16 protein-coding genes are annotated in these 15118 nt (G+C 35.1%); 3 read left to right on the plus strand and 13 right to left on the minus strand.

Annotated elements, in window-relative coordinates; all coding sequences use genetic code 11:
* The 4 genes from J3D55_RS06990 to J3D55_RS07005 are packed head-to-tail and all read right to left on the minus strand — an operon-like array spanning position 1 to position 2186.
* Positions 1–327, minus strand: a complete 327-nt coding sequence (locus tag J3D55_RS06990) for an alpha/beta hydrolase family protein (RefSeq protein ID WP_259129571.1) — start codon at positions 325–327, stop codon at positions 1–3.
* Complete coding sequence (locus tag J3D55_RS06995) at positions 284–1021, minus strand: alpha/beta hydrolase (RefSeq protein ID WP_259129572.1); 738 nt, start codon at positions 1019–1021, stop codon at positions 284–286. The genes J3D55_RS06990 and J3D55_RS06995 overlap by 44 nt, the downstream gene beginning before the upstream one ends.
* Before the next feature lie 21 nt (positions 1022–1042).
* Positions 1043–1426 (minus strand): DUF3037 domain-containing protein, encoded by a 384-nt coding sequence (locus J3D55_RS07000; RefSeq protein ID WP_259129574.1) that lies wholly within the window; start codon positions 1424–1426, stop codon positions 1043–1045.
* A complete protein-coding gene (locus J3D55_RS07005) occupies positions 1413–2186 on the minus strand; it encodes a HipA family kinase (protein ID WP_259129576.1) in 774 nt (257 codons plus the stop codon). Before J3D55_RS07005 ends, J3D55_RS07000 begins: the two co-directional genes overlap by 14 nt.
* Positions 2187–2414: 228 nt before the next feature.
* Here J3D55_RS07005 and J3D55_RS07010 point away from each other — a divergent pair, with 228 nt between their 5' ends.
* Positions 2415–3263, plus strand: coding sequence for an alpha/beta hydrolase family protein (locus J3D55_RS07010; protein ID WP_259129587.1), 849 nt, complete (start codon positions 2415–2417; stop codon positions 3261–3263).
* Positions 3264–3362: 99 nt separating this feature from the next.
* Here the strand turns inward: J3D55_RS07010 and J3D55_RS07015 are convergent, their stop codons facing one another.
* The 7 genes from J3D55_RS07015 to J3D55_RS07045 form a co-directional block, all read right to left on the minus strand.
* Positions 3363–4184 carry a flavin reductase family protein gene (locus J3D55_RS07015; RefSeq protein ID WP_259129588.1) on the minus strand — a complete coding sequence of 274 codons (822 nt, stop codon included), beginning with the start codon at positions 4182–4184 and terminating at the stop codon, positions 3363–3365.
* A gap of 127 nt (positions 4185–4311) precedes the next feature.
* A complete protein-coding gene (gene fahA / locus J3D55_RS07020) occupies positions 4312–5559 on the minus strand; it encodes a fumarylacetoacetase (RefSeq protein WP_259129598.1) in 1248 nt (415 codons plus the stop codon).
* A gap of 210 nt (positions 5560–5769) precedes the next feature.
* Entirely contained in the window at positions 5770–6249 is a 480-nt protein-coding gene (locus J3D55_RS07025) for a hypothetical protein (RefSeq protein ID WP_259129600.1), read from the minus strand.
* A 69-nt stretch (positions 6250–6318) separates the two neighbouring features.
* Positions 6319–7449: a 4-hydroxyphenylpyruvate dioxygenase gene (gene hppD, locus J3D55_RS07030; RefSeq protein ID WP_259129602.1), complete on the minus strand. Its 1131-nt coding sequence runs from the start codon at positions 7447–7449 to the stop codon at positions 6319–6321.
* 234 nt (positions 7450–7683) lie between these two features.
* Positions 7684–8466, minus strand: coding sequence for a hypothetical protein (locus J3D55_RS07035; protein WP_259129603.1), 783 nt, complete (start codon positions 8464–8466; stop codon positions 7684–7686).
* 142 nt (positions 8467–8608) lie between these two features.
* The gene (locus tag J3D55_RS07040; protein WP_259129605.1) at positions 8609–9883 is read right to left on the minus strand and encodes an acetyl-CoA hydrolase/transferase family protein; all 1275 of its coding nucleotides are present in this window, start codon (positions 9881–9883) and stop codon (positions 8609–8611) included.
* Positions 9884–10061: 178 nt separating this feature from the next.
* Positions 10062–11249: a homogentisate 1,2-dioxygenase gene (locus tag J3D55_RS07045; protein ID WP_259129610.1), complete on the minus strand. Its 1188-nt coding sequence runs from the start codon at positions 11247–11249 to the stop codon at positions 10062–10064.
* A 122-nt stretch (positions 11250–11371) separates the two neighbouring features.
* Here J3D55_RS07045 and J3D55_RS07050 point away from each other — a divergent pair, with 122 nt between their 5' ends.
* Positions 11372–13444 (plus strand): TonB-dependent receptor plug domain-containing protein, encoded by a 2073-nt coding sequence (locus J3D55_RS07050; RefSeq protein WP_259129613.1) that lies wholly within the window; start codon positions 11372–11374, stop codon positions 13442–13444.
* A 243-nt stretch (positions 13445–13687) separates the two neighbouring features.
* Positions 13688–14155: a thioredoxin family protein gene (locus J3D55_RS07055; protein WP_259129614.1), complete on the plus strand. Its 468-nt coding sequence runs from the start codon at positions 13688–13690 to the stop codon at positions 14153–14155.
* 124 nt (positions 14156–14279) lie between these two features.
* Here the strand turns inward: J3D55_RS07055 and J3D55_RS07060 are convergent, their stop codons facing one another.
* Both J3D55_RS07060 and J3D55_RS07065 read right to left on the minus strand, forming a co-directional pair.
* A complete protein-coding gene (locus J3D55_RS07060) occupies positions 14280–14825 on the minus strand; it encodes a glycine betaine ABC transporter substrate-binding protein (RefSeq protein ID WP_259129616.1) in 546 nt (181 codons plus the stop codon).
* Complete coding sequence (locus tag J3D55_RS07065; protein WP_259129619.1) at positions 14779–15033, minus strand: glycine betaine ABC transporter substrate-binding protein; 255 nt, start codon at positions 15031–15033, stop codon at positions 14779–14781. The genes J3D55_RS07060 and J3D55_RS07065 overlap by 47 nt, the downstream gene beginning before the upstream one ends.
* Positions 15034–15118 lie beyond the last annotated feature (85 nt).

The raw sequence follows: 15118 nt of genomic DNA on the forward strand, positions 1-15118 counted from the left end.
CTACTTCTTTTGGGAATCAATAAAATTCACCATTTCGTCTGTAAGCTGATTCATGTAAGTTTTATCCGTTGTTCCGAAACCATGTACACCGTCTTTCACAACGATCAATGAAGTTTCAATATTTGCTTTTTTAAGCTTTTTTTCTAATTTTTTTGACTGTTTTAAAGGAGCAACCTTATCTTTATCTCCATGAAGAATAAAGGTAGGAACTGCATTTTGAACATCATTGATCGGAGAAACTGTTGCTAAATAATCAACGGCTTTTCTTTTCTCTTCTTTAATGTCATATCCTGAAATTCCAAAGACTAACTTTTGTCTGATTTCCACGATCGGTTTCAGGAAAAGTCCGACAATAGATACGGGAAACTTGCCCCAATCTTGTATGCAAAAGATTATTTAAATCTGTCGGTCCAAAATTACTAACCACGTAATTTACCTTTCCGGAATATGGTGAAAGTTCGGGGCTTCCTACATATTCATTATCGGTTGAATAAGCGGCAAGCATTGATAGATGAGCTCCCGATGAAGCTCCAAAATAACCGATATTCTTATCGTCAAAATTATATTTTCCTGCATTTTTTCTTACCCATTTTACAACATCTTTCGTATCCTGAATCGGTTCTGGAAAATGCACCATTTCACTCACTAAAGTATAATCAATACTAATGACAGCGTAGTTTTTTTCTATTAATTTTAAAATAAAGCCTTCAATATAACTATCAGTTCTCACCGATTTATCACCTTTTGCCCATGCTCCGCCGTGAACATAAATTACCACGGGAAGTTTTTCTGTAGTCAATTTTTTCGGTTCGTAAATATCTAAGAGAACAGGATTTCCTGCGTTGTCATTTTTATAGGAAATATCTTTTAAAAAAGTTGTTTTCTCAGGAAGAACGGTACTTGGAGGAGTTTGTGGCTCAAGAGGAGGTTGAGAATAACTTAGATTGAATAAAGATAAAAGTAAAATAAAAAACAGGCTCAAAGAAAACCTGTAAATTATACCGTGATTAGATGATTTCATAGAATATTATTTTGAAGAGTGTTATTTTACTAACTCCTCAAAAAGTTTACCAAAAGTCTTTTCCAGATCCTTAGATTTTCCCGGATGAGGTCTTGAAGTCTGAACAACAGAGCTTCGAACCGCCGTCAACCAACGGAAACGTTCCGGAATTTCAAATTGCGAGATAGGTCCGCCTTCTTTATTTCCTTCTCCTATTTTTTTGAAGCTTTCCAAATTCTGAATGACATCGTCATAATCAAGTTTACTGTGCATTAATTTGAATTTATCCGGACATAAATAAAATTCAACCTTAATGAATTTCTCTTTTTTAGAAAACATCACCAATCCTATGTTGAAAAATTCTTCTCTCTCAATCTTAGGAACCAAGCGTATTACAGCGTATTCGTAAATTTTATCCTCTTGCATTTTTGGCTTCATTTAAAAAGATTTCAGAATTTTCCAAGCGTGTTTTCAGGAAGTTGAAATAGATTTCACGAATCTCTTCCGGACTTTCATCTGCGTCGTTCCACTGCAACCAGTTTTCAGGAATTAAATTAATAATTTCCCGGAATAGATTTTCATTTAAAATTTCTTTTGCAAATGTATCCGCTTCATTCAATTTTGTAGCTTGAGGAAGTAGAACGTGATCTTTCACATATTTAAAAGGAGTTTTCGCTGCCGTATCAAAATTCTGCCACGAATGGTGAAAGTAAAAAGATGCACCGTTATCAATTACCCATAATTCTTTATTCCACATCAAAAGATTGGTATTCTTGAAAGTACGGTCGATATTGGTGATAAATGCATCCAGCCAGACGATTTTTGAAGCCAAAAGCGGATCAATTTTCACACCCGGATCGTAAGTAATCGAACCTGAAAGATAATGTAATCCCAAATTCAATCCTTCAGAATTTTTTAATAGATCCTGAATTTCCTCATCGGCTTCTGTTCTTCCGAAGTCTACATCAAGATTTGCAAAAACCAATTCAGGAATTTTTAATCCTAAAGCTTCCGTTATTTTTCCGCCTAATAACTCGGATATCAACATTTTAACTCCATGACCGGCGCCACGGAATTTTAAGACATATTTAAAATCATCATCAGCTTCTGCCAAAGCCGGAAGCGAACCTCCCTCGCGAAGCGGCAGAATGTAACGCATCACGGTTACCGTTCTTAAATCCAACATGAAGCAAAAATAAGGTTTTCCTTTGTGTTTAATTCTATTTTTAATATTTTTAAGTGAAAAATCAAATTCGATTAATTATAAATCGTGAATTTTTTTAGCCTATCATTTTAACACTAAGTTTGTCATTCCGTAGGAATCTCAGCAATTAAAGATATTAAAAACAGTATAGATTCCTGCGGAATGACAAAGTGCATGCAAAATGTGGTTACCAATTAAAAAATAAAAAATATGAAAGTCACCAAAAAACAAAATATTATCATCTCAAATCCGGAAACAAGAGATTTTCTTGCCGATGCCTACTATCCTGAAACGGAACAAAAATTACCGTTAGTTATTTTCGTTCACGGCTATAAAGGCTATAAAGATTGGGGAGCTTGGAATTTAATGGCTGAAAAGTTCGCAGAAGCCGGATTTTTCTTTGTTAAATTCAATTTTTCCCATAATGGAACGACGGTTGAAGATCCTCATAATTTTGCTGATCTGGAGGCTTTTGGAAACAATAATTATTCTAAAGAGCTTTCTGATTTGGGAGTTGTGATTGATTATTTTGTTAAAGATGCTACAATTGATGATCAGAAAATAGTTTTGATCGGTCATAGTCGAGGAGGAGGGATTTCTATCATTAAAACCTATGAAGACGAAAGAATCAATGGGTTGATAACGTTGGCAAGTATTGATACACTGGAACGTTTTCCGAGAAATGATGCCTTTGAAAAGTGGAAGGAAGCCGGAGTTTATTATGTCACAAACGGACGGACAAAACAGGAAATGCCGCATTATTATCAGTTTTATGAAGACTTTGAAAAAGATGCACACCGATTTGATGTAGAAAGAGCCACGGAAATGGCAAAAGCTCATGTTTTAATTATTCATGGGACAAATGACGAATCTGTGAGTGTGAAAAATGCGGAACATCTTCATCTTTTGAATCCGAATTCTGAACTGTATTTAATTGAAAATGCAAACCATACTTTTGGAGCAAAAGAACCATGGGAAGAAGATAATTTACCAAAAGATCTGAACGAAGTTGTTGAGAAATCTATAGAATTTATCAACAAAAAAATTGTCAATGAATAAGGCTTGAAGCTAGAAGCAGGAAGGTGGAAGTTATCATTGTAACGTTTATTTTCACAGTTTGAAAACTTCCAACCTCCAGCTTCCGACTTCAAGCCAGAATTATTTAATTAAAACCTTCCAGGCTTCGTCAATTTTACTTTCCAGTAATAATTTTTGCGCATTCTGGTGAATATTTTCATCATCATGACAGTTTTCTGAAGGTAAAATTTCTACGTTTGCCAACATTCCCAAATCGTTTCCTGTAAAGACTTTGCTGTATTTTATGGCATCAGGAAGAAGATCAAAACCGATTCCTTTTGTTACCAAAGGTTTTGGAACTTCAAAAAGAGTTGCTTCATTATTTCTGGAATACCAGTTTCCGCCTAAACGAGAGACCATATCGAGTTTTGCCTGATCCAAATTTCCTTGCTCATCCAAATATTCTTCTCTGATATGAATTTTCTGAACTTCACAAATTATCAGATTTCCTGCACCTCCCTGATCTCCTAAATGTTTTATTTCTAAAACTTTACATTCAAAATTAACGGGGCATTCTTCGATTAATTTAGGCTTAACCAAATCTGCATCTTTCATGGTCAATCCGGATTTGATGAACTCATTGACGCCGTCTCCATATTCTGTGGAGGCCAAAGAAATCTGTTGTACAATCGGGAAATTTACGGTTCCGATTACGACTTCAGAAGTTTCCAAAACGTTTTCCAATGTATGTTTTGTCGTATTATCGCGCACTCTTCTTGCCGGTGAAAAAATCAAAATCGGAGGAACTGTACTGAACATATTAAAAAAACTGAACGGTGATAAATTGCTGTTTCCTTCTTTATCAACCGTCGAAGCCAACGCAATCGGACGCGGTGAAACGGCAGTTTGCATGACGAGTTGTAGTTGTACGGGAGTTATTTCGGATGGGATTACTGTTTTCATTATTACATTATTTCTTTTAGCACATAAGTCACATTAGTTTTAAAGTTTAATACTTTGAAAATATTTTACAACGCACGAAAAACGAATTTTCTTTGTGACTTATGTGTTAAAATTTAAAGTTTATCACTTATTTCGTAGGAATAATTTTCCCGGAAACTTCACCGAAACCAACTCTTACACCGTCTTTTTCAGCCCAAGCTTTCATGGTTACGGTATCGTTGTCATCGATGAATTTTCTTTCCTGTCCGTTGTTTAACTGGATTGGATTCTGCCCTCTCCAAGTTAATTCAAGCATAGAACCGAAAGATTTTGGATCGCTTCCTGAAATTGTTCCACTTGCGTACATATCTCCAACTTCAACATTGCAACCGTTTACTGTGTGATGAGCCAATTGCTGAGTCATATTCCAGTACATATGTTTGTAATTGCTTTCGGAAATTAAATTTTCTTCACCATTTTCCGGCTGTAAATACACCTCAAGATTGATATCGTAATTTTTATCTCCTTCAAATTTTAAGTAATCTAAAACTTCAGGATCTTGCGTAGGAGAAGCTGTTCTGAATGGTTCTAAAGCTTCCATAGTCACAACCCAAGGAGAAACTGATGAACCGAAATTTTTACCCAAAAACGGTCCTAGCGGAACATATTCCCAAGATTGGATGTCTCTTGCAGACCAGTCGTTGAAAACTACCATTCCGAAAATAGCACCTTCCGCTTCTTTTGTAGAAATACTTTCGCCCATTTCGGTGTTTTGATTGATGATAAAAGCCATTTCCAGTTCAAAATCCAATTGTTTTGAAGGTCCGAAAACCGGTTTTTCTGCATCTGCAGGTTTCATCTGACCTTTCGGACGGTTGATATCTGTTCCTGAAACTACGATCGATGAAGCTCTACCGTGATACCCTACAGGCAAATGTTTCCAGTTTGGAAGCAGCGCATTTGCAGGATCTCTGAACATTTTTCCAACGTTGGTTGCATGTTCGATGCTGCTGTAAAAATCTGTGTAATTCGGGATGTGAACAGGCATCATCATGCTTACTTTATCTAAGTCGTAGAAAGCGTCTTCAATTGTTTTTTCGTCTTTAGACAATATTGAACCTTCCTGTAATAATTCCTGAATTTTCAAACGAACGGCATTCGTGATTGGTTTTCCTAATTCGATGAACTCATTTAAGGTATAAGCTTCGAAAAAGTTATCGTCAAGACCTTCTATCTCTTCAAAATAACCAAGATCGAACAATGCTGCAAGATCAACAATCTGATCTCCGATTCTTGTACAACATGCGATATATTCTTTGTTGAAAACCGCTACTCCAAACGGAATATTATGTATTGAAAAATCTGAATTTGATGAATACTCTACAAATGATTTCATAATTTTTTGAATTTGATTTGGATTTACAATGAAAATCCGTTAAAATTTTAGTTTTAAATATTTTTTGAAGTTAAACACAAATTCCACTAATTTTTACATGAATAGACACAAATTTAATATTGTTTTAATATTGTGAAAATACTTGAGTTATTTTTGTTGGAATGAGATTGCTTTGTCGCTTTCACTCCTCGCAATGACGTTTCAAAATATTTATTTTTTAGTTTTAGCCTTAGTTTTAGAAAAAGATTCTTCGTCGATCCATCTGGCTCTCGTATTAATATCAATAAGGTATAGAATATTATCCTGTCTTGTTAATAATAACGTTTTGGTAACAGGAATGGGGACTTTTTGATTTTCCAGCATATCCGCTCTTAAAGAAATAATATTTTTCTTGTTTCGTACAATATCGCCCGAAAAAACATTGGAATTTGTTTCTCCCGTAGCTTTGTCATCGAAAACTTCTACGTAAGTAGCTTTGTTTCCTTTAATAACAATAAAATCTCTTTCCGTGTGATCGGTCTCGTCTTTTATGAAGACAAATTTCTTGTTATTGATATCAACCGTTTCCAGATTCTGATTGACTCCTTTTCTTTCTTCAAGTCGGGTAAGAATGTCATTTAATGAACCATATTGCGCTTTTAAGCCAAATGTTGCTCCAAAAAATAAAACTCCAACGAAAATTTTCTTCATAATAATGTGTTTATAAAAAAGTTTTGTCAAGATTTTTCATCCTGACAAAACTCTGTATTGTATTTTAAATTAAAGATTTCCTCTTTTGTCTTGCTCTTTTTCTAATGCTTCGAACAATGCTTTGAAGTTACCCGCACCAAAACTTTGTGCTCCGTGTCTTTCGATGATTTCAAAGAATAGAGTAGGACGGTCTTCTACCGGTTTTGTAAAGATCTGTAACAAATATCCTTCTTCATCATGATCGATAAGGATACCCAAATCCTGAAGCTTTTTAAGATCTTCGTCGATATGACCCACTCTTTCAGGAACCATGTTGTAATAAGCTTCCGGTGGAGCAGAAAGGAACTCTACGCCACGTTTTTTAAGCTCAGTTACCGTATGAATGATGTCTTTTGTAGCAACAGCGATGTGTTGTACACCTTCACCTTCGTAGAAATCAAGATATTCTTCTACCTGAGATTTTTTCTTACCTTCTGCAGGCTCGTTGATCGGGAATTTTGCAAATCCGTTTCCGTTTGACATTACTTTAGACATCAAAGCAGAATATTCTGTGTTGATCTGTTTGTCGTCAAAAGAAAGGATGTTTACAAATCCCATTACTTTTTCGTACCATTCTACCGTTGGGATCATTCTGTCCCAACCTACATTTCCTACACAATGGTCTACATATAATAACCCTGCATCTTCAGGCTGATAAGCACTTTCCCATTTTTCGTAACCAGGCATGAAAGGACCTGTATAGTTTTTTCTTTCGATAAACATGTGAACCGTTTCTCCGTATGTGTAGATTCCGGACATTCTTACTTCACCGTGTTCGTCCGTCAAAGTTACCGGCTCCATATAAGGTTTTCCGCCTCTTTTTGTCGTTTCTTCGAAAGCTGCATAAGCATCATCTACCCAAAGTGCCAAAATTTTCACTCCATCACCGTGTTTTTTTACGTGCTCGCTGATTGGTGAATCAGATTTAAGACCAGTTGTTAAGATCAATCTGATTTTTCCTTGTTGAAGAACATAAGATGCGCGGTCTCTTACTCCTGTTTCAGGACCAGCGTATGCTACAGACTGAAAACCGAAAGCGGTTTTATAAAAATGAGCAGACTGTTTAGCATTTCCTACATAAAACTCAATGTAATCTGTACCATTAATTGGCAAAAAATTCTCTGCTTGAGCAATTTTTTCGGCAAATGTAAGTGTTGACATATTTTCTATTTTTACTTTATATTTATGGGTATGCAAATTACGAATTTCTTACTAATACGAAAAATATAAACAAACAAACGTTAGGAAAGTTTAATCAAAATTTAAAGAAGAGTTTATTTAAGTATGCTTAAGTTTATTGTATTGGGGTTAAGATGTATACTTTTGTCATTACAACAAGTGAGAAAAAGAATATTTCGAAAAATGAAAGCCATAGGAATCTCCTGCGGCTTTCTCTTATTTTATATTATTAAGTCTTCCTGCATTGGGATTATAGTTGTCCCAAATTTTCCAGACATTATCAATTTTACGGATGAAATATATCTGTGTGTTCAGTTGATTTACGAAATGTTCTTCACCAGTTTCACCGACTTTAAATAAAAGATTCCAGAATTCCTGAGATTCTAATATTTTTTTATCAGGCTCATCAGTCACAAGATGAATATCAAAAACTTCAAAATTGGAACGGTTGTTTTTTGTAACTAACTGAAAATCTCTGTCACACAGTTCTTTACTAAATTGTGAAGCCCGTTCTAGAAATGGAGAATCATCAAAAACCAAATCTTTGAAGAATTCTGTTTTGTGATTAGGAAAATTTTTATAAAATTCAAAAACGGTGGTGCAATAATCGTACACTATTTTTGTGATAAATGCAATGCCACTGTCGTTTTCTTTTTCCTGTTTTTTCTCTTTTACAAACTGGATGTATGAGTTTAAATCTTTGTAACCCAAAAATATACAGATCTTGTCTAATGTTTTCAGAAACCTTAGATCATTATGGGTTTTGTCTTGATAATCATTCTCGAAAAAACGCTGTAATGTAACGTGCGAAATAGTATTTCCTATCTCGAATTTTTTTCCGCCTTTCAGTTCTTCGGCTTCGGATAATTCATCTTTTATAATTTCGGAAAGAATGATATAATGGCTTCTCTTCCATTCTCCTACATTCCCCAAAACCGAATTCTTCACCTTAGAATGCTTTATTACCTCCTCTCTTATCGAATTATATATAGTTTTCAATTTCCTATGTTTAAAAAGCTTTTTAGCAAAAATACTGCCAAATGATTGAATTTTTAATGCTATTTCTTTATGTTAAATTAAAAGTACGTTTTTTTTGGATTAAACAAAGAATTAAAAATAAAAAATTTAATAACAAAATCGATTAATGCTTAAACCTTTCATAAGCAGCTCTTTCCAGCGTTTCTCTGTCATCAGGATGAGCAATACTTATTAATTCCTGAGCTCTCTGACGAAGGTTTTTCCCGTATAAATAAGCCGTTCCGTATTCTGTAACCACCCAATGAATGTGTCCTCTTGTCGTTACAACTCCTGCTCCTTGTTTTAAAAACGGTACAATTCTGGAAACTCCTTTTTTCGTTCTTGAAGTAATGGCAATAATGGGTTTTCCGTCGTCGCTTAAAGCGGCACCGCGCATAAAATCCATCTGTCCGCCGATTCCGCTGTATTGCATGGTTCCGATAGAATCTGCGCAGACTTGTCCGGTTAAATCAATTTCAATGGCAGAATTAATGGCAACCATTTTTTTGTTTCTCATAATATTAATCGGAAAATTGACGTTACTCACATCATCGAATGAAAACACGGTATTGTCATCCACATAATCGTATAATTTCCTTGTTCCGAAACAAAAACTTGTGATCGTTTTATTGTCGTTGTAGCCTTTATATTTGTTATTAATGACATCATTTTGAATCAAATCAATCACTCCGTCGCTCAGCATTTCGGTATGAACGCCAAGATCTTTGTGATTTCCCAAACATTTTAAAACGGCATCCGGAATAGTTCCGATTCCCATTTGGAGGGTAGATCTGTCGTCAATTAATTCAGCCACATTTTTTCCGACAAGCATTTCATCGGGACCTACTTTTGCACCATAATCTATCGTCGGAAGCTCTTCTTCATGCCAAACCAATTTGTTAATTCTGCTGATGTGAATCATTCCGTCGCCGTGAGTTCTCGGCATTAACGGATTCACGATGGCAACGATGATTTTTGCTGTATCAACCGCCGCTCTCGCAACATCTACCGAAGTTCCCAATGTACAAAAACCATGTTTGTCAGGCGGAGAAACGGTAATTAAAGCCACATCCAACGGTAAAATATTTTTTCTAAATAAAATCGGGATTTCACTTAAAAAGACAGGAACAAAATCGCCACGGTCAGAATTTACCGCATCACGAACCGGAGTGGAAACGAATAATGAATTAACGAAAAATTTGTTCTTATATTCAGGTTTGGCGATTTCTACATTTCCTTGTTGCGTAATGGAAACCATTTCTACATTATCCAAACGATGGGATTGTCTTGCCAATTCGTTGATTAAATAATTCGGAGTACATGCACTTCCGTGGAAGAAAACACGGTTTCCGCTTTTGATGGTATAAATAGCTTCTTCTGCACTGATATAATTGTACATATTAATGTTTTAAGTGATTATTATTTACGATTTTTATCACTTAAAGATACTTCATATTGCGTTTATTTGATCTAAAATGGAGTTGCTTTTTTTCAAAACATTTATCATGTTTTAGGTAAAATAAAAGGACTAAATGAATCACATCTAGCCCTTTTTTATCTTTTTTTATTAAAATAACTTATTCCTGAGAACGGTCTTCCATCGTTTTATCCTGCTCTTCCAACCAAGAAGTTTTGTATGACGGATCTTCCACTTTCAACGCTTCTTCTGTAAGTTTTAAAGGACGGAAAGGATCTACCATTACCGCATATTCTTCAGTGAATTTTTTACCAATACTTCTTTCCATTGCTCCCGGATGAGGTCCGTGTACTATTCCTCCCGGGTGAAGTGTAAAGTCCATTAAATCAATATGATTACGGCTCATGAAATCACCTTCTGTGTAGAATAAAACCTCATCAGAATCAATATTCGAGTGATTGTAAGGTGCAGGAATTGCCATCGGATGATAATCGTACATTCTTGCACAGAACGAACAAACCACAAAATTGTGTGCCTCAAAAGTCTGGTGAACCGGTGGCGGTTGGTGAATTCTACCCGTAATCGGTTCGAAATTTTTAATATTAAATTTATAAGGATAAAAATACCCGTCCCAACCTACAACATCGAATGGATGCGTTGCGTAGATGAAATCCGTGATCTGATTTTCTTTTTTTACTTTAATTAAAAATTCCCCTTTTTCGTCTTTTGGTTCAACAAAAGTTGGTGCAATGATGTCTCTTTCGCAAAACGGAGAATGCTCCAAAAGCTGCCCGAATTCGTTTCTATATCTTTTTGGCGTATAAATCGGGGAATGACTTTCCACGACAAAGAAAACAGTGTCGTCTGAATTTAATTCAACCTGATAAATCGTACCTCTAGGAATAATCAAATAATCACCAACAGAAAAATCAAGATTTCCTACAAAAGTTTTTAAAATTCCGCTTCCATTATGAACGTATAAAAGTTCGTCGCATTCGGCATTTTTATAGAAATAATCCATTGATTTTCTAGGCTTCGATAATCCCATTTTCAGGTCATTGTTCACCATTAGAAATTTACGGCTATCCATAAAATCGTCTTCAGGAGTCACATTCATGCCTTTAAACATTCTTGGAGTTACGTTTTTTTCAACCGCAATTTTCGGGGTTACGTCTTTTGCTTCGCCGATAGATTTTATCTGAGTCGGACGGTGAGTATGGTACAACAGGGAAGAAATCCCGTGAAAACCTTCCGTTCCGAAAAGCTGTTCATAGTAGAATTTATCTTCCGGAGATTTGAAAATCGTATGTCTTTTTGGTGGGATATTTCCCGACTGATGATATCTCATTTTACTTTTATATCTAGATTCTCAAATTTAATAAATTTTCATGAATTGAATTTAATAAAGATTTTCAGATAGTTTTGCTATTCTAAAAATAAATGTTAGTTTTGTCTAACAATTTTAATTTCATGAAGCGAATATTATTTTCTGCCATCTTTTTTTCAAGCTATTGTTTCTCACAGGAATCGGATAGTTTGAATGTAAATCCATCAAAAAAACTGGATTCGGTGAAAATTTCAGACAGAAAAGAGATGAAAACCAAACTGATCGACGATATTGTGATTACCGGAACGATAAAACCGATTAGCAGATCGAAAAGTCCGGTTGCGGTGGAGATTTACAGTCAAAAATTTTTCCAGAAAAACCCGACTCCGAATATTTTTGAAGCAATTGCGATGGTAAACGGAGTAAAACCTCAACTGAATTGTTCGGTTTGTAACACGGGAGATATTCACATCAATGGATTGGAAGGACCTTATACGATGATTTTGATCGACGGAATGCCGATTGTAAGTTCGCTTTCCACCGTTTACGGATTAAGCGGAATTCCTAATAGTTTGATTGATAGAGTTGAGGTTGTAAAAGGTCCGGCTTCCTCTCTTTACGGTTCTGAAGCGATGGGCGGAGTTATTAATATTATCACTAAAAATGCTTTGACCGCTCCGAAATTGAGTGTTGACTTGATGACAACGACTTGGAGTGAAAATAATATTGATTTATCAACGAAATTTAATTTTGGAAAAAATGTAGCTTCTTTATTAAGCTTAAATTATTTCAGCTTTGAAAGAAAAATTGATGAAAATAAAGACAATTTCACCGATTCTGCTTTACAAAACAGGATTTCTGTATTCAATAAATGGAATTTTCAACGTAAGGAAAACAGAATGGCGAGTTTTGCTTTGCGATATTTATATGAAGACCGTTTTGGCGGAGAAATGCAGTGGGATAAATCGTATCGTGGAAGCAATCAGGTGTACGGAGAAAGTATTTATACCAATAGAGTAGAGGCTTTCGGGATGTATCAGTGGCCGATGAAAGAAAATATTATCACTCAGTTTTCTTATAATTTTCATGATCAGAATTCTTTTTATGGAAGTAATCCTTTTAATGCGACACAGAAAGTAGCTTTTGTGCAGACCTATTGGGATAAAAAACTGGGCAGCCACGATTTGATTTCGGGAATTACGTACAAAAAAACATTTTATGACGACAATACACCCGGAACTTCATCCGCAGACGGGTTTACAAACGAGCCGATGAAGTCACCTATTTTTGGAGCGTTTATTCAGGATCAATGGGAAATTAACGAGAAAAATACGTTGTTATTAGGGTACAGATTTGATTATGATAAAATCCATCATTCTGTACATTCACCGCGTTTTGCATGGAAATTTTCTCCGAATCCTTATCATACGTTGCGTTTTAATTTTGGGACTGGTTTCCGGGTTGTGAATTTATTTACGGAAGATCACGCTGCTTTGACGGGTTCGCGTGACGTTGTGATTCAATCAAATTTAAAACCTGAAAGATCCGTCAATGGGAATTTAAATTATGTCTGGAAAATCCCTGTCGGAGATCGTTTGATTAATATTGATGCTTCTGTGTTTTACACATATTTCAGCAATAAAATTGTCGGTAATTTTGATACCGATCCTGAGAAAATTATTTACGATAATCTTCATGGGTACGGAATTTCACGAGGATCTTCAATGAATGTAGACTATAGTTTTAGCTTTCCTTTGAGTATTAATTTAGGGGTGACTTATTTGGATGTCTATCAGAAATTTGATGGAGATAATGAAAAAGTGCAGCAGCTTCATGCCCCAAAATGGAGCGGAACATACAGTTTGACCTATAAATTTCCCAAGAATCTGACGGTAGATTTTACAGGACAGTTTTACGGACCGATGCGATTGCCTGTTTTGCCGAATGATTACCGACCTGAATATTCTCCGTTTTATTCTTTGGCGAATATTCAGGTTTCAAAAAGTTTCAAATCGGGATTTGAAGTGTATTGCGGAATTAAAAACCTGCTTAATTTTACTCCGAAAGATCCATTGATGAGACCGTTTGATCCGTTTGATCAACATGTGAATGATCCGATCAATAACCCGAATCATTATACTTTTGATACGACTTACGGATATGCTCCGATGCAGAAAATCAGAGGTTTTTTGGGGGTAAAATATACTTTGAAATAAAGATTGGTGAACATTAATTTCAAGTATAAATGAGTTTTTTTTGACGCAAAGATTTATACTTAAACTTTAGTTTTTAGAAAGCAAAGGCAAATGAATTTGCTTCGCGAAGCTTGGAAATATCGCTTCATCAAATCAACTTGTTGATTCATCTTGGCTCACTTTTATAAATAGAGAAAATTAAAACTTTGCGTTTAAAATAACATTTTTGAAGTAAGAAATAATTGGAAACAAAAATTACTGAAAATGAAGAATTTAACGATATTTTTATTTTTAATGTTAGTGCCTTGTTTTTGTCTTTCGCAGATGAAAACAGGCACTTTTTCTGAACTTGAGAATTTACAAAAAACACATCAAAAACCTGTTATCATTCACATTTATACAAGTTGGTGTTCGGTTTGTAAGATTGAATCTTTTCAATTAAATAAAAATAAAGAGTTGGTTAAAATGATCAATGAAGATTTTTATTTCATCAATTTTGAAGCGGAAAAAACAAAGGATACAATCAATTTTCAAGGGCAGGAATTTAATTATTTACCCAATGGAAATTCAGGAATTCATGAATTGGCGCTGGCTTTCGCTAAAAATAAAAACCAGCCGGTTTATCCTTTGTGGATTATTTTAGATAAAAATCAGAATTTGATTGAGTATCATGAAGGAGAATTTAAACCTGAAAAAATGAAACAGAAACTGTTGGAGATTTCTGCTTTGTGATTTTATTTTGGTATTGATTTATCATAAAAAGTTAATAAGTTCTTTAAAAGATAAATTTAGGGATTAAAAAATCCCCAAACTCGAGAAGAGCAGAGGATTTTAATTCGACTGATTTTAGTGAAAATTAATTTTTATCCAACCATGAGTTGATTAATTGAGGGTGATCTTCAGCCCATTTCTTGGCGGTTGCTTCTTTGTCTTTGGTATCTGCCATTTTGGTTAGTAGATCCGTAAGATCTTCGTCTTCAAAGTGTAATTTAGAAAAGAATTTTGCCACATCGGGGTGATCTTTACCAAAACTTTTTCTACCGTACGTTTTAATTTGTTCTGCTTCCCCAAATATTTTTTTTGGGTCATCCAGAAATTTAAGTTTCATCTTACCAAACATCCAATGGGGTTGCCATCCGGTGACAACAATCCATTCTTTCTGCCTGATCGCGTTTTGTAATTCGGTAAGCATGGCAATGGTTGAGGAGCTGATTTGTTTATAATTCAGCTTATAATCTATAATCGCTTTATCGGTTGCAGAGGTCAGTCCTGCCCCCTTTTCAATACCAATAATTTTTTTATTAAATTGCTTCTGATGTTGATTTAATTCTTCCACCGACTGAATGGTAACATATTCAGGCACAACCAAACCGATGCGCCCGTTGTTGTAGCTGGTTTCCAAGTTCAGTTAATTCCGGAAATTTGGCGATTTTCGCAGCATGTGTATGAGGTAGCCAGACTCCCATAAAAAGGTCTGTGTCTTCGTTATTCATCGACGCTAAAATCATATCTGCAGATGCTTTCTGAATAATGATATGGTATCCTTGTTTGTCTAAAATGGCTTTTGCAACGTGGGTCATGGCAATATCTTCTGCCCATCCATCTACCATTCCGATGGTGATATATTTAGAGTTTTTTAATTTTTCGCATGAGTTTAGTATACCAAATAGGATTATTAAAACTGGAAATATCAGA

Source organism: Chryseobacterium ginsenosidimutans, from assembly GCF_024807225.1.
Classification (GTDB): domain Bacteria; phylum Bacteroidota; class Bacteroidia; order Flavobacteriales; family Weeksellaceae; genus Chryseobacterium; species Chryseobacterium ginsenosidimutans.

Coding starts and splice junctions, on each gene's coding strand:
- J3D55_RS07045 (WP_259129610.1), bottom strand. CDS start 11,249: ATGAGATATCATCAGTCGGGAAATATCCCACCAAAAAGACATACGATT.
- fahA (WP_259129598.1), bottom strand. CDS start 5,559: ATGAAATCATTTGTAGAGTATTCATCAAATTCAGATTTTTCAATACAT.
- J3D55_RS07050 (WP_259129613.1), top strand. CDS start 11,372: ATGAAGCGAATATTATTTTCTGCCATCTTTTTTTCAAGCTATTGTTTC.
- J3D55_RS07055 (WP_259129614.1), top strand. CDS start 13,688: ATGAAGAATTTAACGATATTTTTATTTTTAATGTTAGTGCCTTGTTTT.
- J3D55_RS07000 (WP_259129574.1), bottom strand. CDS start 1,426: ATGCAAGAGGATAAAATTTACGAATACGCTGTAATACGCTTGGTTCCT.
- J3D55_RS07005 (WP_259129576.1), bottom strand. CDS start 2,186: ATGTTGGATTTAAGAACGGTAACCGTGATGCGTTACATTCTGCCGCTT.
- J3D55_RS07010 (WP_259129587.1), top strand. CDS start 2,415: ATGAAAGTCACCAAAAAACAAAATATTATCATCTCAAATCCGGAAACA.
- J3D55_RS07015 (WP_259129588.1), bottom strand. CDS start 4,184: ATGAAAACAGTAATCCCATCCGAAATAACTCCCGTACAACTACAACTC.
- hppD (WP_259129602.1), bottom strand. CDS start 7,449: ATGTCAACACTTACATTTGCCGAAAAAATTGCTCAAGCAGAGAATTTT.
- J3D55_RS07065 (WP_259129619.1), bottom strand. CDS start 15,033: ATGGTAGATGGATGGGCAGAAGATATTGCCATGACCCACGTTGCAAAA.
- J3D55_RS07025 (WP_259129600.1), bottom strand. CDS start 6,249: ATGAAGAAAATTTTCGTTGGAGTTTTATTTTTTGGAGCAACATTTGGC.
- J3D55_RS06995 (WP_259129572.1), bottom strand. CDS start 1,021: ATGAAATCATCTAATCACGGTATAATTTACAGGTTTTCTTTGAGCCTG.
- J3D55_RS07040 (WP_259129605.1), bottom strand. CDS start 9,883: ATGTACAATTATATCAGTGCAGAAGAAGCTATTTATACCATCAAAAGC.